This window comes from Streptomyces sp. NPDC051569, assembly GCF_044454085.1.
Classification (GTDB): Bacteria; Actinomycetota; Actinomycetes; order Streptomycetales; family Streptomycetaceae; genus Streptomyces.
In genome coordinates, this window is the sequence record NZ_JBITDJ010000002.1 from 529,174 (window position 1) to 546,797 (window position 17,624).

The following is a 17,624-nucleotide window of genomic DNA, read 5'->3' on the forward strand; positions in this document are numbered from 1 at the left end:
GTCACATCCCCAGCGCGGTGCGGGCGTTGGCCCACGCGTCGGCACAGTGGCGGGGGTTTTCGCCCTTGGCCTGCGCGGCAGCGAACAGTCGCCCCATGTGCGTCTCGGTCAGGCAGCCGCACCGGCCATGCGTGGACAGCACCGCGAGGAACGTGCGGTACACGGTCGCGTGCACACCGCTGGCCGCCTCGGTGATGCGATGCTCAGCCATCGCGATACCGCGCTCCAGGTAGGCGGAGGTGCGGTGACGGCATTCCCCGCCCCCGGCGGGGAGGGACAGCGCCACGGTGGTTGCTGCCGGCCGGACGGGCGGCGGTTCCTTGACCGTCAGGGCGCGTACGGCGTCCGGCAGAGGGGTCATGGTGCCGATGCCGGGGCCGAGCCAACGTGCGTAGGCCATGGTGGACTTGATGTCGACGCCGGGACGCACCGCGTTCGCGGAGCGCATGGCGCCGAGGTAGATCCAGTGTTCCCCACGGGTCGTGAGCACGGTCCGCGTCGGCGGAAGGCTCTGCCGCGCCCACACGGCAGCTTCGGGGCTGTCGAGGTCCACGACGGTCAGCCCGGCGCCGCCCGGGTGGTAGGCGACCGCGCGCGCCTCACACCACGCGGCCGCCCACGGCAGGGAGGTCAGTACGACGGTGTCGGTGCTCGCGGCGGCCCATCCGTGACACGGAGCCGAGCAGCGGCACGCGCCTGCGGTCTTCATGTTCGGCCGACCGCCGCAGGCAGAACCGGCGCACGCCGGGCAGTTCCCGAACGGCAGCTTCCCGGCGCGCAGAGGCAACGCGGGCACGCCCGCGTCGGCCAGCGTAAGCGCGGCGTTCAGCAGCGCGGTACTGCGGTCATGAGTCATGCTGGATGTCTCCAGTTCTGTGAGAAGTGCTGGGAGACCGGGGCGGCCGTGACTTTGGCGAGAGACGGCCGCCCCAGCCGTGTCTAGAACGGGGGTTCGTCGCTGTAGCCGCAGCTGGTGGCCCACGAGTCGCTGTAGTGGTCGCGGCGGCGGGGCAGGGGCAGCAGGGTCCAGCGGCGGTTCTTGTTCCAGCAGGGGCAGAGGTACGAGTGGGTACCGCCGTACTCGCCGTCCTCGTCCGCGTAGTCCTCATCCCAGCCGCCCTCGCCCCGGCAGTCCGGGCAGGTGCGGCGGGGGGTGTCGGTGAGAACGAGCGCACGGCGGGGCCAGGTGACGTGGCGTACGCGGAGGCACATTCAGTGCTCCTTGGTGATGTCGACGGCGGGGAGTTCGGGGAGTCCGGCGCGGGTGAGTTCGACCGGGTCGAAGCCGGGCAGTGCGGCCCGTGCGGTGAGTGCGTTGGCCAGGGCCTGGGCGTAGGCGGCGCCTTCGCGGGCGACTTCGATCTGTGCTCCGGCGCGTAGGGCTTCGACGCGTTCGACGTGTGCGTGTTCCTCGTGGCGCATGGCGGTGCCGCGCTGGAAGGCGACGGTGTCGCGGCGGTCGGTGCGCCAGTGGCGGACGGCGAGGCCGTAGGAGACGGCGGTGGCGATGCCCCAGAGCAGCAGGGGTAGCGGCAGGCCGTCGGCGTATCCGGCGACTCCGGCGAGGGCGAGGGCGCCGGAGGTGGCGAACGCGGTTCCGGCGAGGATCCCGTCACCGGAGTGACCGGCGGAGGCGAACGCGCCGGCCGCCGCCGATCCGGCGGCGAGGACGACCATCAGCGCGGCGTTGCCGACGCTGTGTTCGGCGCCGTTGGCGTTCCAGATCCGGCCGAGGATGAGCACCGTGGACGTGGCCACGACCGGTGCCGCCTTCGGTGCCGCGACGGTCAGCCAGTGGTGGTGGTTGAGGGGTTCGTTCATGGCGGTCCCCTTCACAGGTCGGGTATGGCGTCGATGACGGCGCGGGTGAGCTGGTTGATGGGGTCGGAGGCGCCGGTGGAGGCGAGGAAGAACCCGAACATGACGGCGACGAATGCGGCGCCGTAGCCGAGGGTGTGGGAGCGGAGCAGGAAGAACAGGACGAGTCCGAAGAGCAGGACGAGCGAGATGGTCACGGCCATGGGTGGTGTCTCCTTCGGGGTCAGCGGGTGCCGTCGTGGTGGAGGCGGGCGGCGGCGTTGTAGAGGTGACGGCCGATGCGTATGCGCTTGCCGGTGGCCTGGCAGCGGCGGCAGTCCTTGCCGCGCTTGGACCGGCCCTTGCGGTCGGTCTTCATGGCGAAGCCCCAGCCGGAGCACTTGCGGCAGTTCCCGAACGGCGAGACCGCACACACCCCGGCGTAACCGAGGGTGACGAGCAGAAGAAGGACGCTAGCGGCGAGAACAGGGGTCATCAGGGCCCTCCCAGGGCTGGTTCGAGGGTTTTCGCAGGTGGGCCGCTAGAGGCTAGAAACCTGATCAGCGGCCGAATGGGGTGCTAGCGGTGCCGCTAGACCTAGCGGGGTGCGGTGCTAGGTCTAGCGGCCGATCCGCTCAGCTCGCGTCGCGGTTTCCGTCACGCTCCGCGATCGCGGTGGTGATGCGGGAGCGTTCGATGCCGCGCCGGTTGGCGCCCTTGCCGGACTCCGTCTTGCCCCAGACCTGCGCGGTGGCGATGCCGTACGGCTTGAGCGCGGCGGCCAGCCCTTCGGGGTCCCAGCCGCCGTAGATGTCCGGGCGCAGCTCGGCGAGGCGGGCTACGACCACCTCGGACCACACCTTCGGCTCCTCGGCCGGGACCACGGCGAGGATGTCGCGCAGCAGGTCGTAGGCCGCGCTCTGACTGGTCTCGAACGACTCGCCCAGGGCGTGGCCGGACAGGGTGCCGGCCGCTTCGCGGAGCTTGCGGGCGCGCAGGCCGATGGTCTCGGCGGTGGGCGCGTCGACGTAGACGGAGGAGACGATCCGGGCGTCGGCGCCCTCACCGACGAAGTAGTGGATGCCCTTGTCCTTCCACGAGAACATCGTGGCCCGGATGCCCCGCTTGTAGCTGCTCGTGCCGAGGACCATGTCGTTCTCCAGCTGGCCCATGACCTTGAGGCAGAACCGCGCGGAGGCGTTCGCGCTGATTCCGGTGGGCAGGGCCTTGGCGTCCGGCCGCTGCGTGGCCAGCAGGAGGACGATGCCGGTGGCGGGGCCGCGCTTGACCAGGTCGGTGCAGATCTCCTCGAACTCCGCCCCGTGCTTGGGGTGTTCGAACCACACCTGGCACTCGTCCACCCCGACCACGATCGGGTGGAGCCCGAGCTTCGGCTTGTTCGCCAGCTCGGAGGTGACCTTCGACTCCGGGCAGATGTCCCGGGGCAGCGAGCGGATCATCTTCGCGCGGCGCCGCAGCTCCTCGCGCAGTTCCCGCAGGTCGGCCAGCGCGTATTCGATGTCCTCGTCGTCGTCCCCGGCCCGGTGCCGGTGCGAGACCCGCTCCCCGACGGGGTCGAGGTCGCCGGTGCCCTTGAGGTCGTAGGTGTGCAGCTCGGCCCGCACGTCCAGAGCGCCGATGAGCAGCAGCAACCGGAGGAGGAACGTCTTGCCCATGCGGGGGATCGCGCCGATGACCGCCGCGATGTACATCAGGGTGATCTCCACCCACCGCCCGCGCTGGTCGGTGCCGAACGCGACCGGCTTGAACAGATCCACCGCCCCCGCCTTGAGCAGCGGCCACACCGGCTTCTTCGCGGTGGACATGTCCTGGTCACCCACCCACAGGACCAGCCGTCCGGTGTGCTCCTCCGGGACCGCTTCGGGCCACACGCAGCCGAGGGGGCGGCGCAGCCCGGAGGCGAGCTTGTCGCGGCGCTCGATGACGTCGGTGACGGTGACGCCGTAGGGGAGGTTGCCTTCCGCACGCCAACCGGGGCCGTCCCGGGTGATGGGCGCGGTGAACTGGAACCCGTCCCGACCCTTGCCCTGCGCCTGGTTGATCGCGGGGATACCCAACGCTCCGAGGGCGCGGAGCACGATGTCACTGGTGAGCTTCGGTGCCTTCGGCAGCTCGACCGCCCGCGTCACCACCGGCGCATCGGACTGCGTGCCGGCGGCTCCCAGGGCGAGCATCACCGCGCCGACCGACAGGGCCTGCAGCCAGCCCGGGGCGAGGACGTAGATGGCGAGCGCGGCACCGAGACCGACGAACATGCCCAGGACACCGACCAGGGTCCGCATCCGGACCCGGCCGTCCCGCTGCCGGGAAAGCTTCAGATACTCGGCCGCGTCCTCACGGCGCACGGCGGCAAGCCGGACCGGCTCACCCTCCCGGTCCGCCACCCACCGCACCGACCCACCCACGAACCGGGCGGCACCGCGCGGCGACTGCAACGCGAGACGGCCGGCGTAGTACGGGGAACGCAGCGCGTGGTACCCGGCGAGATGCCCGTAGTGCGCGGCGGCCCAGCGGGCAGCGGTCTTCAACTCCGCACCCGACCGCAGCCACGCCGGGAGCAGGGCCCGGCGCTTCGCTCCAGCGAGCTGACCGAAGTAGCCGGGACCGGCGGGGGCCGGTCCGTCGACCATCACGGTCGCGGTCGGGTCACCCGACTCGGTCTCAGGGTCGGTGGAGTCGGTCGACTCGCGGGCCGACCGGGCCTTGTCGAGATCCACCACGTTCGCGCCGGAGCCGGACTCGACCGGCGGGTTCAAGTCGGCGGTGAGGTCGGCCTCCAGCCGGTTGAACAGTTCGTTCTCGTCCTCGTGATTCACTGAATGTCCTTCCCGGACAGCAGGGTTGGAGAGGGGCCCGAACGGCGCTTCCCGGCAGACGTCCGGGCCCCTGCTTTCGGTGCGCGCCCCGCGCGGGAGTCGAACCCGCGCTGCGACCATCGGGGCGGTGTTTCAGGCGGCGCGCTGTTCCTCGGGGTGGGCACAGGCGACGCACATGCCGAGCGAGGTCGGGATGACGTATCCCGCGTCCGTACGGCACTCCGGACAGATGCGGCGGGCCGCGTTCGCCTTGGCGAGCGCGGCCCACTTGCGCGGAGTCATCGGCCTGACCGCTCTGGCCTGGTCGACCCGATAGAGGTAGGCCACCCGGACCGGCGGACAGCCCTTGCGCCGGTAGCGGTGCGAGAACCAGAGGAGCTGCGCCGCGACTTCCTGCCCGCCGGGCCGCAGCCCGGTGGCGCGGAGTTGGCGGCGGGTGGCCAGACCGGCCGGGGCCATGCGAAAGGGGTAGGTGGGGATTCCGTACCGGGCCCCGTCGGGGTCCCAGAAGCGGCCGGCCATTACGCGGCCTCAGCCTCGGTGCCCGCGTCCGGCTCGCCGCGCTCGGCCTTGAGCGCGTCCCGCAGCGTCCGGCCGTTGGCCGACGACGTACGGACCGCCTTGCGGATCGCCTCACCGGTCAGCTCGGCGTCCGGCCAACCGGCTGTCGCCTCACGGGCCTCGGCGAGGAGCTGTTCGCGGGTGCGGATCGGCCGGGGAGCACGGGCCGACTCGGGAACCCGACCGGTCGGCCGACGGCGCGCGGGCCGCGCGGCGACCGGTTCCTCCGGAGCCGACTCGACCGGCTCGGGAGACTCGACCACCGGTACCGGGTCGACCGTGGGAACGGGCTCGACTGCCGGTGCGGAGTCGACCGACTCGGCGGCAGGCAGCTCGGCCGCCGGGGCGGGGAGTGCGGGAGTCGACTCTCCCAGGTCAGACCCCGACTGATTTACGGTAGCCAGGGATGTTTCATCCTGGTTTGCGTCCGGGGTGGTCGGGGTGAGTTCTCCGAGCTTGAGCAGGACACGTTCGCGGCGTGGTGTCTTCGACCGCCAGCGTCGACCGTGCCGCTCGCGCAGGTCGGCCCGAGCCAACTGCCGGTCCCGTTCACGGGCGAGAGCGTCGGTGTAGGAGGTGATCTCCCACAGCGTCATCCGGCGCCAGAGGACGAAGGTGGAGGGGAAGGCGAGCAGCCAGCGGGAGCGGCGGATCTTCTCCATCCGCTTGCCGGTGGCGGCGCCGATCCGGACCGCGTAGACGTGGGCGATGATCTCGGAGAACACCACCCACAGCAGTGGCATCGTGCCGTGCGCGACCTTCGCGGACGCCGATGTCCCGGCCGCGATGTTGAGCCAGCACGTCACCGCCGTGAGGGTCCAGGACACGAACCGCACCCAGGCCAGCGCCATGTCCATGCGGATCAGCAGCAGGTTGGCGGCGGTGAACACCGGGATCGCGATGTCGATGCCGATCGGCAGCATCCACGGCGACGCGAAATCCCACCGGGCCGCCGCCTCCGACACCGCGCTGAACGACGACGCGAACCCCAGTCCGCCGACCCCGGCCGCAGCGAGCGCGGCCAGTGCCATCAGCCACTGCTCGGGGCGTGTCAGCGCCGGGACGTCCTGCCGTGCGAGGTTCCCGTTCATGCCACGGCCCCCGTTCCGCCGTGTGTTCCGGGACGGCCGGCACGGCGCCCGGACAAGGTCGCCAGCAGTGCGCCGAGCCGGGCCCGGCCGATTCCGGCACGGGCCTGCTTCGCCGCGTACATGGCCTCATCGGCCCGCCGCAGCAGCGCGGGCAGCCCCTCGCCCGGGTGGTCGGTGGTGCGGACCCAGCCGAGCGACACCGTCGTCCGCAGGCAGGCGTCCTGTCCCTCGACCGGACGGGCGAGCACGGCGTGAAGGACGGCGAGGAGATCCCCGGCGGTACCGTCCCGGTCGATGAGCACGGCCGCGAACTCGTCACCGCCCAGGCGCCCGGCGACACCGCACGCCCCGACGTAGTGCGCGAGCCGGTCCGCCGTCGCCTTCAGCAGGGTGTCCCCGGCGGCGTGGCCGTACCGGTCGTTGATCTGCTTGAAGCGGTCGACGTCGGCGAGGACGACGACCGCGCGCGGGTCCTTGAGCAGGACGGTCGCGCGGCGGGTGAAGCCGTCCCGCGTCCGCAGCCCGGTCAGCGGGTCACGGCGCGCGATCCGCAGACGGCGCCGCAGCCAGAACGTGTGGCCGCTCCACCCGGCCGCGACCGGACCGGCAGCGGCCAGAGACATCAGGAAGGCGCTCATGCCGCCGCTCCCTTCCGGACCGGACGGCGCCGGGCAGCGGCCCGGGGCGCGAGCGGGACGACGTTGAACAGCTCAGGGGCGAACACCTCGATCGCCTCAGCGGCGACCCGGCTCACCCGGTCCACCAGCTCCGGCTCCTCCACGAGGATGTCCCGGGCCGCGTCCAGACGCGCGGCCCGCTCCACCTCGCTCTCACCGTCCACGCCAAGCCACAACTCCGGCGGCGTACCGAGCGCGAGTTCGATGAACTCATCGGCCGTAACGGCCGTATGACCAGCAACGATGTACTTCATGGGTCGTGATCTCCCTAGCAGGTGCGAACGGCCCGAAGGCGGTCCCGGTGCTCCAACACCGGGGCCGCGCGCCGTTTATGGGGTGGGTGGTTCAGCGGGTGCGGACGCGTCCGGAGACGCTGTGGGCGCTGACGTTGAGGTGGCGGCTTCCGCTGACGCGGACGTCGCCGGAGACGCTGTGGGCCCGGACCGGGCCGGACGCGTGGTTCGTGGCCTGCATGACCACGTCGCCGGACGTGGTGTTCAGCTCGGCGGTGCGGCCGTTGTAGAGGTCGATGCTGATGTCACCGGAGACCGTGCGGGCGGTGACCTCCTGCGTGACGCACCCGGCGGAGATATCGCCGGATGTGGTCGACGCGGTCAGGTGCCGGACCCCGTCGGCGTCCAGGTCACCGGAGACCGAGCGGAACTCGACGCGGTCGAGGTAGCCGAAGGTCCGCGCGTCGGCGGAGGTGGAGACGACACCGAGGGACGATCCGGCCGGCAGATGCACGGTGGCCGTGATCATGCTGACCGTCGGCACGGTGCCGCCACCGGAGACGACACGTCCGTTGATCATGGTCACCCCGGTCACCGACCCGAAAACCATGTTGCTCCGACGTCCCTGCATCGTGACGTTGCCGGGCATCTCCGGGACCTCGATCCCGAGTGCCTGTCCGTCCTGCCGGCTGCTCGCCCGGTTGACCGCGTCGGCGGCGGGCCCGGTGGTGTCGCCGGTGGACAACACCACCCGGGCCGTGGGCAGACCGTCGACCACCTGGACGCGGATGCTGCCGACCGGCAGCGACAGGCCCAGGATGACCGGGCCGCTGGACTGTGAAACGAAGGTGCGCTCTGTCATTGCGGTGACTCCTCAGAACGGGTTGGGGGCAGAGCGAGACGGCGACCGGCGGTCGCGGGAAACGGGGGGGAGTGCCCCGGGCCGGAGTCGAACCGGCCCTGCGACCATCGGGGCTGTTGGCGTAGCGGCTCAGGAGGCGGATTCGGTGACCGCGCTGAGGATGGCCGCGTGGTCGAAAGCAAGGTCGGGCAAGGCGTTCAGGGGCCACCAGCGGGCGGCGGTGGCATCGTCCCCCGCCGACGGCTGAACCGGGTGGGGGAGCGTGGCGGTGTAGGCGACGGTGACGTACCGGCCGCGCGGGTCGCGGCCGGGTGCGTCGAAGGTGCCCACCTGTCGCAGGTCGGCGGCGGGCACGGTGATGCCGGTCTCCTCGGCCAGCTCGCGGGAGGCGGCGGCAAGGCTCGTTTCCCCGGCGTCGACGTGTCCGCCGGGAAGCGCCCACATGCCCTCGAACGGGTCCCACCCGCGCTCGATCAACAGCACGTGCCCGGCGGCGATCAGAACGACGTCGGCGGTGTAGCGGATGGTTTCGAACGTCTCGGTCTCGGTGGTGGTCACGATGTCCTCTCGGGGTGGGTGAGTAGTGGTGCGTGCCCCGGGCCCGATCCGATCCGGCGCCCTCACGGCGTGGATGCCGGGGCGGTGGGGTGGGTGGTTCAGCGGGGCCACTGGGCGGTCTGGCGGTTCTTCTCCGCGACCTTCTTGCTCAGTTCCTCGCGTTCCGCGTCTGTCAGACTCGTGATCACAGGTCCTCCTGGACAGGTGCCTGTACGCGGTCCCTGGAGTGCATCCCGGGGACCGCATGGGTGTTGACCACTCGGCACGAGCGGCCACAGCCACCCCGCACGCCGCGCCGAAGTACGGGTGCCGGTGACTGTGATCGCTGGTACGCGACCCGGCCGGCCATCACGTGAGTGAGCGGCGGGCGGTATCGGCGTTCCACAAGAACGGCCCCGGCCCGGACGACGTGTGCGTCCGGCCCGCAGCCGCAGTGACTCGGGCGGGCCGCCGCCGCGCCGGTCCAGCGCGGCGGCGCCCCGCGTCTTCGACGGACCACAACAACCTCCGAACGAGGAAGGACAACGGCGCCAGGGCTTCGCCGGTCCGCCGTTGCCACGGCTGAACCGGCCCCGAACCAGGCGATCGGGCGCGTCATCGTCGCTGCTCTGACGCGGTAACAGGGCGGCCGTGCCGGGTGGCGCCCCCTGAGAGGGCGTTCTCCGGAGCCAGCACGTGAGCACCGCCGACGAACATCACCCGGTCGTCACGGGGACGGGTCTCTCACCCATCTCGATTCACTGTTCAGTTCTCAAGGAACGACCGCTTCCCTCGGGCTCACTCCCGTTGCCGGGACCCTCAGGGCGACGCGCTGTGCAGTACCTGTTTTACAGGTACTGCATGGGGGTTCGTCAAGTCCGCTGACGGGCCCTCTTCTTGTTCGCGTCGGGACTTCTTGGCGCACCAATAGAATCGCCGCAGGTCAGGGGAGTTGTTCACCGCAGGGATGGACAGCTCTGGGACGACTCACTACGGTCAGGAGGTCCCTAGAAGTCCCCACGGGGGTGGAGATGTCCAACGAACGATTGCGATCAGCCCTCTTGGCGCAGGGCAAGACCATTCGCGACCTGGCCGATGCCATAGAGGTCGATCCCAAGACGGTCGAGCGCTGGATCACCAAGGGGAAGACGCCGTACCGCCGACACCAGTACGCGGCAGCTTCGTTCCTCAAGGTCGACGTCACGACGCTTTGGGACGACGGCCGGTCGCGTGACAGCGCGGCTGATCTGAGCAAGGCGGAGATCGTCACCGTCTACCCGCATCGGCACATGGTCCCGCCCGGTCTGTGGCGCGAGATGTACGGGCGAGCCGAGCGCCACGTCGACGCGCTGGTCTACGCCGGCCTCTGGTTGTCCGAGGATCCGGGGTTCCACGCGCTGCTTAAAGCCAAGGTTCAGGCAGCGGCACAGGTGCGGATCATGCTGGGGGATCCCGGCTGCGAGGCCGTACACCAGCGCGGCATAGATGAGGGGCACCGGATCATGGACGGCAAGATCCGCAATGCCCTGGTGAACTATCAGCCGCTCTTCGCGAGCCACCCCGAGATCGGGTTCCGGCTCCATGACGCGACCCTCTACAACTCGCTCTTCCGGGCAGACGACGAGATGTTGGTGAACACCCACGTCTACGGCATCGGGGCCTACATGGCTCCGGTGTTCCACCTGCGACGCCTGCCGGGTGGCGGCCTTTTCGACACGTACGCGAACAGCATCGAGCAGACCTGGGGCGGCGCCCGCCAGGTCACAGAACACGACATCACAGGAGCTTGAGCATGGGACGCATCGACTATCTGCACGACCCGGACGCCCCGCCGGCCAACTCGGTGGTGCCGTCCGTCGTGGCGTTCGTTCAGAACGACGACGGTCAGATCCTGATGATTCAGCGCTCCGACAACGGCCGGTGGGCTCTGCCCGGCGGCGGTCACGACGTGGGGGAGTCCATCAGCGACACCGTGGTGCGCGAAGTCTGGGAAGAGACCGGCATCAAGGCCGAAGTCGTGGACATGTCCGGGATCTACACCGACCCGGGACACGTGATGCTGTACGACGATGGCGAGGCCCGTCAGCAGTTCAGCATCTGCTTCCGCGCCCGGCCCATCGGCGGCGAGCTGCGAACCAGCGACGAAACAACTCAGGTCCGCTGGGTTGCCCCAGCGGACCTGAAGGAATTCGATGTTCACCCGACGATGCGGCTCCGAATCGAGCACGCGCAGGACAGCTCACGGACCGCGCCTTACATCGGCTGACGCGTCTGACTCTCCACTGCCGAGAGCCTGGTGAGTACCCGGGCGGTGCTCGCCAGGATCTCGGGCTCCGCACGCCGGATGAAGGTGCCGATGAGGCTGTCCGGACCGTAGCGGCCGGCGATCTCGTTCACCCTGTCGACGGGGTTGGTGGGGGCGCCGTCCGGCGTCGTGTTCATGTCGCAGTAGCAGAGCGCGTCGGTCAGCTCGGCTTTCTCCCGTGGAAACTCGCTCTCCAGCTCCTCGCGCACTCCTCTGGCCTCCGCCTCCATCCAGGCGCAGGAGTGATGAGCCACCAGGCGCACCAGCCGTTCATCGGCATGCGCGATGTCGCGCAGGTACCGGGCGCCGTCGAGTGGGTGGAAGCCGGTCTTGGCCAGGTCTGGCGCGTACCCGATGTCATGGAGTACCGCAGCGGCTTCCAGCAGCTCGGCGTCCAGACCAAGGATCGAAGCGATTGTCCGGGCCCGCTCGGCCACACCCTGTGAATGGTTCCACCTGCGCGGCAGTGGCTCGGCAAGCAGCGACTCGGCGAGAGGGTAGGCCCACTCGGTCAGTTCCTTGGTGCTCAAGTCTCTGAACGCTCCTCCTCCTTCGGCAGGGTCCTTACGGTCCGCTGCTTTCCCTGGCCACCGGGGGTTACCAGACCGATGGCCTCGACTTCCGCGAGTGCCTTGCGCACGGTCGGGCGAGAAACGCCGAAGCGGTCGCAGAGAGCGGACTCGCTCGGGAAAACGGCCCCCACGGGCAGGCCGTCATCCACGATGACGTGCGCCATCCGTTTCGCCAGTGGGCGGCGATCCACCCGCCGGCCGTCCCGGATCACACGCCACCGCGCGCCAGGCACGGCCTCCGCCAGTCCTTCGCTCCGCAGGTGACCGAAGACACGCAGAGCAACACCCCTTGAGACCCCGTAGTCCCGCATCAGCTCTGCCGCCGAAGGCAGTTCCGTCATGCCGGGGTCGGCCGTGATCTGTATGCGTACGGCCTCAGCGATTTTCAGGAAGGTTCCCCGAGGACTGGCGTGCTGGGGCGCGCTCCCTCTTTCGTCCGATGTCACCCCTCCCCCTCTCGCGGTCCGCCCACGTGTGAGCGGACCCGTCGTCTGATCCGAAGTGGAGACTTCGAAGCTGGCCGAGCACCGCTAGTCGACTAGCGGTGCTCCCCTGTAGACCTTGCCCCCGTCAGGGGGCATTCTGTCCACCCGCAGCGTATTGCTATAGCGATACGCTGCGGGATATGTTCACTTTCTGTACATGGCGCTGAGCTCAGCGTCATGTTTGCTCCGCGAGGCGCTCACGAAGCTGGTGTGTTGCGGGGGAGCTTCGTTGGTCGACCAGCGGAGCTCCCCGGCCCCCGGTGGGCGGGGGTTTGAGAACCGCTAGTCGACTAGCGGTTCTTCTGGTACTTGCGCCAGGTGAGCGGGTCTTGCCCCGGGGGTAGCCGGGGCAAGACCCGCTAGGCGCGAGAGGGGCAGTGCGCCCGGTCGAGTTCAAGGCGACCGGGCGCACTGCGCCGGTCTGTCCTCCGGGTGGAGCTGCCCTCGGTCGTGTGGCTACGACATCTCCTGCCATAGCCATCGCGCGATGGTGATCACCACCCAGAGCAATGTTCGGGTTGGAGGCCGATCGGGTCTCCTCCAGCCGCAGGACTTCTTGATCGGTGAGTTCATGCACAGGTCCCTTCTCGGGTGATCCCAGAGTCCGCGTCGGACTCCAGCCTCGGCCGAGGCCGAGGCTGGAACACTACCCTGTGCAATCAACCGAACGCACTCCGTTCGCAGGTGAGGTGCGGACGGTTGGCGCTGCATGTGCCTCCCAGCCTCCCGTTCGGAAGGGTCCGAAGCGCAGCCGATGCGCATGTCAGTTGTTGGCAACCGGCCTTCGCACGGGATGTGTTGGCTGTTGGTCGCGGTAGCGTCCGGGCCGTCTGTGGGCCGTCGAAGGCTGGCCGAGGTCGACCAACAACGACCGGCGACGACCGTCACGGAGACAGAGCGGCCGGTATCGGTGCAGTTCACCGGCCCGTGAAGTACCCGTTTCCATTGAGGGATGGACGTCAGGCAAGATGGGGTGTATCTGCCCTCACGCGGCGGAGCCGCACATTGGCCCTTCTCGATTGCCGGACGGTTTCTCTTGGCTGAGTACATCTACACGATGCGCAAGACGCGTAAGGCGCACGGCGACAAGGTCATCCTCGATGACGTGACGCTGAGCTTCCTGCCGGGCGCGAAGATCGGTGTGGTGGGTCCGAACGGCGCCGGTAAGTCCACCGTGCTGAAGATCATGGCCGGTCTGGAGCAGCCGTCCAACGGCGACGCGTTCCTCTCTCCCGGATACACCGTCGGCATGCTCCTCCAGGAGCCGCCGCTGGACGAGTCCAAGACCGTGCTGCAGAACGTGCAGGACGGCGCCGCCGAGGTCATGGGCAAGCTCCACCGCTTCAACGAAGTGGCCGAGCTGATGGCGACGGACTACTCCGACGCGCTCATGGATGAGATGGGCAAGCTCCAGGAGGACCTCGACCACGCCAACGCGTGGGACCTGGACGCCCAGCTGGAGCAGGCCATGGAGGCGCTCGGCTGCCCGCCCGGCGACTGGCCCGTCACGAACCTCTCCGGTGGTGAGCGCCGCCGCGTGGCGCTCTGCAAGCTGCTGCTCGAAGCCCCCGACCTGCTGCTCCTCGACGAGCCCACCAACCACCTGGACGCCGAGTCCGTGCAGTGGCTGGAGCAGCACCTCGCCAAGTACCCCGGCACCGTCGTCGCCGTCACCCACGACCGGTACTTCCTCGACAACGTCGCGGGCTGGATCCTGGAGCTCGACCGCGGCCGCGCCATCGGCTACGAGGGCAACTACTCCACGTACCTGGAGAGCAAGCAGTCCCGTCTGAAGGTCGAGGGCCAGAAGGACGCCAAGCGCGCCAAGCGGCTCAAGGAAGAGCTTGAGTGGGTCCGCTCCAACGCGAAGGGGCGGCAGGCCAAGTCCAAGGCCCGCCTGGCCCGTTACGAGGAGATGGCGGCCGAGGCCGACAAGATGCGGAAGCTGGACTTCGAGGAGATCCAGATCCCGCCGGGCCCGCGTCTGGGCTCCATCGTCGTCCAGGTCGAGAACCTCACCAAGGCGTTCGGCGACAAGGTGCTGATCGACGACCTGTCGTTCACGCTCCCGCGCAACGGCATCGTCGGGGTCATCGGCCCGAACGGCGCCGGCAAGACCACGCTGTTCAAGATGATCCAGGGCTTCGAGGAGCCGGACTCCGGTTCCATCAAGGTCGGCGACACCGTCAAGATCAGCTACGTCGACCAGGGCCGCGGCAACATCGACCCGAAGAAGTCGCTGTGGGCGGTCGTCTCGGACGAGCTGGACTACATCAACGTCGGCCAGGTCGAGATGCCCTCGCGCGCGTACGTCTCCGCCTTCGGCTTCAAGGGCCCGGACCAGCAGAAGCCGGCCGGGGTGCTCTCCGGTGGTGAGCGCAACCGCCTCAACCTGGCGCTGACCCTCAAGCAGGGCGGCAACCTGCTGCTCCTCGACGAACCGACCAACGACCTCGACGTCGAGACGCTCTCCTCGCTGGAGAACGCGCTGCTGGAGTTCCCCGGTGCGGCCGTGGTCGTCTCCCACGACCGGTGGTTCCTGGACAGGGTCGCCACGCACATCCTGGCGTACGAGGGCAACTCCAAGTGGTTCTGGTTCGAGGGCAACTTCGACTCGTACGAGAAGAACAAGGTCGAGCGGCTCGGCGCCGACGCCGCCCGCCCGCACCGCGCCACCTACAAGAAGCTCACCCGGGGCTGAGATGGCCCGTCACCTCTACCGCTGTCCCCTGCGCTGGTCGGACATGGACGCCTTCGGGCACGTCAACAACGTGGTCTTCCTCCGTTATCTGGAGGAGGCCCGGATCGACTTCATGTTCCGGCTGGCGCCGGGGGACGGTTCCCCGTCCTTCTCCGGCGGGTCCGTCGTGGCCCGCCACGAGATCGACTACAAGTGGCCGCTGGTCCACCGGCACGAGCCGGTGACCGTCGAGTCGTGGGTGAGTGAACTCAAGCACGGCTCGCTGACCATCTCGTACGAGATCAAGGACGAGGACACGGTGTACGTACGGGCCTCGACGGTCGTCGTGCCCTACGACCTGGCGGCCAAGCGGCCGCGCCGGATCACCGCGGAGGAGAGGTCCTTCCTCCAGAAGTACCTGGACGACGAGAAGGGTGCTGTCGCGGCATGACGGCGCATATGACGCACGCACGGACACTGGGGTTCGCCGACGCGCGGGAGGCCGCCGATCTCGGCGCCTTCCTCGCCCGGCTGATCCACTACGACCGTGCCGCCGCCGTCCGGCTCCAGGCAGGCGGCGGCGCGCTCGCCGTGTTCGGGCGGCCCGCGTCCTTCGAGGTGCTGGCCATCCGTACGGTCCGGCTCGCCGCACCGTACGAACTCGATGTCACGGTCTCGGCGGGCGAACTCCTCGAAGCCATCGACGAGGCCGCGGGCAGCGCGGCCGTCCCGGCGGCCGTCACAGGACCGCCGTGGGCCGGGGTGCTTCCCCCGCGCGGCGGCTGGCAGCAGGTGCCCGGACTGCCGGACGAGGAGAGCATCCGGGGCGCGCTCGCCGCGGCGGTCACCGAATTCCGGGCCCGGGACGAGCGGTTGACGCCCGAGAAAAGGACCCGGGCGGAGCGTGACCGCATCGGCCACGACATCTGGTCCAGGACGCTGGGCGACACGCGGCTGCCGCTGCGGGCCGCGCACGCGGCCCAGTCGCTGGGCTTCCTGCGGCCGGTAAGGGGGGCGATGGTGCCGGCGTCCTCGGCGCCCGAGGCGCCGGTCGCGCTGTTCGCGTCGGGCGGCTGGCTGCGGCTCCGTACCCGGTACGGCTCGATCGCGGTACGCCGCGCGGGCCTGGGCGCGCTCACGGTCACCCCGGCCTGACCGGTCCCTGGCCTGACCCGTCCCCGGCTCGACGGTCCTCGGCCTGACCCGTCCCGGCCCGACGGTCCTTGGCCCGACCGGGCCCCAGCCCGGTCCGGGCGGCCCGGCGGGTCAGGGTCCCCGGCGCTTCCACGGCACCGGACCACGGGGTCTCAGCCGGCGGTGTTCACCATCGAGGCGGCCGCGTAGGTGAAGTAGTCCCAGAGCTGCCGCTCGTGCGCCTCGGACAGTCCCAGCTCGTCGACCGCCACCCGCATGTGCCTGAGCCAGGCGTCGTGGGCGGCGCTGTCGACCGCGAACGGGGCGTGGCGCATCCGCAGCCGGGGGTGACCCCGGTTGTCGCTGTACGTGCGCGGACCGCCCCAGTACTGCATCAGGAAGAGCGTGAACCGCTCCTCGGCGGGGCCCAGGTCCTCCTCCGGGTACATCGGACGCAGCAGAGGATCCTCGGCGATGCCCTGGTAGAAGCGGTGGACGAGGCGCCGGAAGGTCTCCTCGCCGCCGACCTGCTCGTAGAAGGTCTGCTCCTGAAGGGTGCCGTGCGGAATCTCTTTCACCCGTCCATGGTCTCAGACGCGGCGGAGGAGGACCTGAGGACTAGGACCCCGTGGCCGGAACCCTATGGCCGGAACCCCGTGGCCGGTGCTCCGGGCCGTCCGGCATTCGGACCGTCCAGGGGCCCACTCGCCCGCAACGCTCGCTTCCCGGACGCCCAGCCGGGACAGTGGAGAGATGGGTGCGGAGCGGGATGACGCGTACGGGCCGGACAGCGCGGCGGCGGCCGGGGCGCGGGCCGCACTGGTGCGGGAGATCGCGGCGACCGGGGCGCTGGAGAGCCCGGCCTGGCGGGCGGCGTTCGAGGACGTGCCGCGCCACGTGTTCGTGCCGTACTACTTCGTCAGCCGCCCCGGAGGATACGACCGGCTGTGGAGCGGGGACCCGGACCCCGTGCGGCGGGAGCGCTGGTTGCGGGGGGCGTACGCGGACGGGGCGCTGGCGACCCGGGTACGCGACGGCGAGCTGATCTCTTCCAGCAGCCAGCCCTCCCTGATGGCCCGCATGCTGGCGGAGCTGGACGTACGGGACGGGGACCGCGTCCTGGAGATCGGCGCCGGCAGCGGCTACAACGCGGCACTGCTCGCGCACCGGCTGGGCGACGAGCGGGTCACCACCATCGATCTCGACCCGGAGATCACGGAGTCGGCCCGTACCCATCTCGCGACGGCCGGTTACCGGCCCGCCGTCGTCACCGGCGACGGCGCGCGCGGCGCTCCCGGGCGCGCTCCGTTCGACCGGATCATCGCCACCTGCACGCTGCCCTCGGTGCCGACGGACTGGCTCGCCCAGTGCCGCCCGGGCGCCCTGATCCTCGCCCCGCTCGCCACCGGCCTCATCGCGCTGCGGGTCACGGAGAGCGGCGGTGGTGTGAACGGTGGGGGCGGTGTGAACGGTGGGGGCGGTGCGAACGGCGGAAGCGGTGTGAACGGCGGGGGCGGCGGCCGCGCGGAAGGGCGCTTCCTGCCCAGCGCCGCCTACTTCGTCCCGCTGCGGGGTACGCCCGGCGGCACCCCCGGGCCGCGCAGGCCCGTGGGCGGGGTGCCGAGGCGTGCGAGCGAGAACGAACTCTTCCGTTTCCTCCTCGACCTCACGGCGGGCAGCCTGGATCCGCACGAGGCACTCTCCCTCTGGGAGCGCGAGCGGCGTCCCCACCGCGAGCGGTTCGGCGTCACCGTCCGGGGCGACCGGCAGTGGGCCTGGCTGGACGACCCGGCGGGGCCGTACGTCTGGCCGATCGGCCCCGCCGCGATCCGGCCCGACTGACTCGCCCCGGC

Annotated in this window: 21 protein-coding genes; 6 read left to right on the forward strand and 15 right to left on the reverse strand. The window is 70.2% G+C overall.

Going from position 1 to position 17,624, the window contains the following annotated elements; genetic code table 11:
- Position 1: 1 nt before the first annotated feature.
- The 12 genes from ACIBAE_RS05320 to ACIBAE_RS05375 form a co-directional block, all read right to left on the reverse strand.
- Positions 2 to 856: a bifunctional DNA primase/polymerase gene (locus ACIBAE_RS05320; protein ID WP_399282455.1), complete on the reverse strand. Its 855-nt coding sequence runs from the start codon at positions 854 to 856 to the stop codon at positions 2 to 4.
- Positions 857 to 939: 83 nt separating this feature from the next.
- Entirely contained in the window at positions 940 to 1,212 is a 273-nt protein-coding gene (locus ACIBAE_RS05325; RefSeq protein WP_399282456.1) for a hypothetical protein, read from the reverse strand.
- A complete protein-coding gene (locus ACIBAE_RS05330) occupies positions 1,213 to 1,821 on the reverse strand; it encodes a hypothetical protein (protein WP_399282457.1) in 609 nt (202 codons plus the stop codon).
- Between the two features lie 11 nt (positions 1,822 to 1,832).
- Complete coding sequence (locus tag ACIBAE_RS05335) at positions 1,833 to 2,021, reverse strand: hypothetical protein (RefSeq protein ID WP_399282458.1); 189 nt, start codon at positions 2,019 to 2,021, stop codon at positions 1,833 to 1,835.
- A 20-nt stretch (positions 2,022 to 2,041) separates the two neighbouring features.
- Complete coding sequence (locus tag ACIBAE_RS05340; RefSeq protein ID WP_399282459.1) at positions 2,042 to 2,293, reverse strand: hypothetical protein; 252 nt, start codon at positions 2,291 to 2,293, stop codon at positions 2,042 to 2,044.
- 139 nt (positions 2,294 to 2,432) lie between these two features.
- Positions 2,433 to 4,634 (reverse strand): cell division protein FtsK, encoded by a 2,202-nt coding sequence (locus ACIBAE_RS05345; RefSeq protein WP_399282460.1) that lies wholly within the window; start codon positions 4,632 to 4,634, stop codon positions 2,433 to 2,435.
- Positions 4,635 to 4,766: 132 nt separating this feature from the next.
- The gene (locus ACIBAE_RS05350; protein ID WP_399282461.1) at positions 4,767 to 5,156 is read right to left on the reverse strand and encodes an RRQRL motif-containing zinc-binding protein; all 390 of its coding nucleotides are present in this window, start codon (positions 5,154 to 5,156) and stop codon (positions 4,767 to 4,769) included.
- Positions 5,156 to 6,286 carry a DUF2637 domain-containing protein gene (locus ACIBAE_RS05355; protein WP_399282462.1) on the reverse strand — a complete coding sequence of 377 codons (1,131 nt, stop codon included), beginning with the start codon at positions 6,284 to 6,286 and terminating at the stop codon, positions 5,156 to 5,158. The genes ACIBAE_RS05350 and ACIBAE_RS05355 overlap by 1 nt, the downstream gene beginning before the upstream one ends.
- Positions 6,283 to 6,924, reverse strand: a complete 642-nt coding sequence (locus ACIBAE_RS05360) for a GGDEF domain-containing protein (RefSeq protein ID WP_399282463.1) — start codon at positions 6,922 to 6,924, stop codon at positions 6,283 to 6,285. Before ACIBAE_RS05360 ends, ACIBAE_RS05355 begins: the two co-directional genes overlap by 4 nt.
- A complete protein-coding gene (locus ACIBAE_RS05365; RefSeq protein WP_399282464.1) occupies positions 6,921 to 7,217 on the reverse strand; it encodes a hypothetical protein in 297 nt (98 codons plus the stop codon). The genes ACIBAE_RS05360 and ACIBAE_RS05365 overlap by 4 nt, the downstream gene beginning before the upstream one ends.
- A gap of 91 nt (positions 7,218 to 7,308) precedes the next feature.
- Complete coding sequence (locus tag ACIBAE_RS05370; protein ID WP_399282465.1) at positions 7,309 to 8,058, reverse strand: DUF4097 family beta strand repeat-containing protein; 750 nt, start codon at positions 8,056 to 8,058, stop codon at positions 7,309 to 7,311.
- Positions 8,059 to 8,187: 129 nt separating this feature from the next.
- Positions 8,188 to 8,616, reverse strand: a complete 429-nt coding sequence (locus ACIBAE_RS05375; RefSeq protein WP_399282466.1) for an NUDIX domain-containing protein — start codon at positions 8,614 to 8,616, stop codon at positions 8,188 to 8,190.
- Between the two features lie 1,010 nt (positions 8,617 to 9,626).
- On the opposite strand from ACIBAE_RS05375, the gene ACIBAE_RS05380 reads away from it, so the two are divergent.
- A complete protein-coding gene (locus ACIBAE_RS05380) occupies positions 9,627 to 10,385 on the forward strand; it encodes a helix-turn-helix domain-containing protein (protein ID WP_399282467.1) in 759 nt (252 codons plus the stop codon).
- A 2-nt stretch (positions 10,386 to 10,387) separates the two neighbouring features.
- Positions 10,388 to 10,861 carry an NUDIX hydrolase gene (locus ACIBAE_RS05385; protein ID WP_399282468.1) on the forward strand — a complete coding sequence of 158 codons (474 nt, stop codon included), beginning with the start codon at positions 10,388 to 10,390 and terminating at the stop codon, positions 10,859 to 10,861.
- Here ACIBAE_RS05385 and ACIBAE_RS05390 read toward each other — a convergent pair.
- Together ACIBAE_RS05390 and ACIBAE_RS05395 are read right to left on the reverse strand one after the other, a co-directional pair.
- Positions 10,849 to 11,430: an HD domain-containing protein gene (locus tag ACIBAE_RS05390; RefSeq protein ID WP_399282469.1), complete on the reverse strand. Its 582-nt coding sequence runs from the start codon at positions 11,428 to 11,430 to the stop codon at positions 10,849 to 10,851. The two genes, ACIBAE_RS05385 and ACIBAE_RS05390, sit on opposite strands and share 13 nt — an antisense overlap.
- Complete coding sequence (locus tag ACIBAE_RS05395) at positions 11,427 to 11,918, reverse strand: GntR family transcriptional regulator (protein ID WP_399282470.1); 492 nt, start codon at positions 11,916 to 11,918, stop codon at positions 11,427 to 11,429. Before ACIBAE_RS05395 ends, ACIBAE_RS05390 begins: the two co-directional genes overlap by 4 nt.
- 1,075 nt (positions 11,919 to 12,993) lie before the next feature.
- Here ACIBAE_RS05395 and ettA point away from each other — a divergent pair.
- From ettA to ACIBAE_RS05410, 3 genes are read left to right on the forward strand one after another with little or no spacing between them, the layout of a single operon-like run.
- A complete protein-coding gene (ettA, locus tag ACIBAE_RS05400; protein WP_399282471.1) occupies positions 12,994 to 14,658 on the forward strand; it encodes an energy-dependent translational throttle protein EttA in 1,665 nt (554 codons plus the stop codon).
- A 1-nt stretch (position 14,659) separates the two neighbouring features.
- On the forward strand, positions 14,660 to 15,088 hold the full coding sequence (locus ACIBAE_RS05405) for an acyl-CoA thioesterase (RefSeq protein WP_399282472.1): 429 nt from the start codon (positions 14,660 to 14,662) through the stop codon (positions 15,086 to 15,088).
- Positions 15,089 to 15,096: 8 nt separating this feature from the next.
- A complete protein-coding gene (locus tag ACIBAE_RS05410; RefSeq protein ID WP_399282580.1) occupies positions 15,097 to 15,792 on the forward strand; it encodes a hypothetical protein in 696 nt (231 codons plus the stop codon).
- A 152-nt stretch (positions 15,793 to 15,944) separates the two neighbouring features.
- Here the strand turns inward: ACIBAE_RS05410 and ACIBAE_RS05415 are convergent, their stop codons facing one another.
- On the reverse strand, positions 15,945 to 16,349 hold the full coding sequence (locus ACIBAE_RS05415) for a globin (RefSeq protein ID WP_399282473.1): 405 nt from the start codon (positions 16,347 to 16,349) through the stop codon (positions 15,945 to 15,947).
- 175 nt (positions 16,350 to 16,524) lie between these two features.
- On the opposite strand from ACIBAE_RS05415, the gene ACIBAE_RS05420 reads away from it, so the two are divergent.
- Positions 16,525 to 17,613, forward strand: a complete 1,089-nt coding sequence (locus ACIBAE_RS05420; protein WP_399282474.1) for a methyltransferase domain-containing protein — start codon at positions 16,525 to 16,527, stop codon at positions 17,611 to 17,613.
- Positions 17,614 to 17,624: the final 11 nt, after the last annotated feature.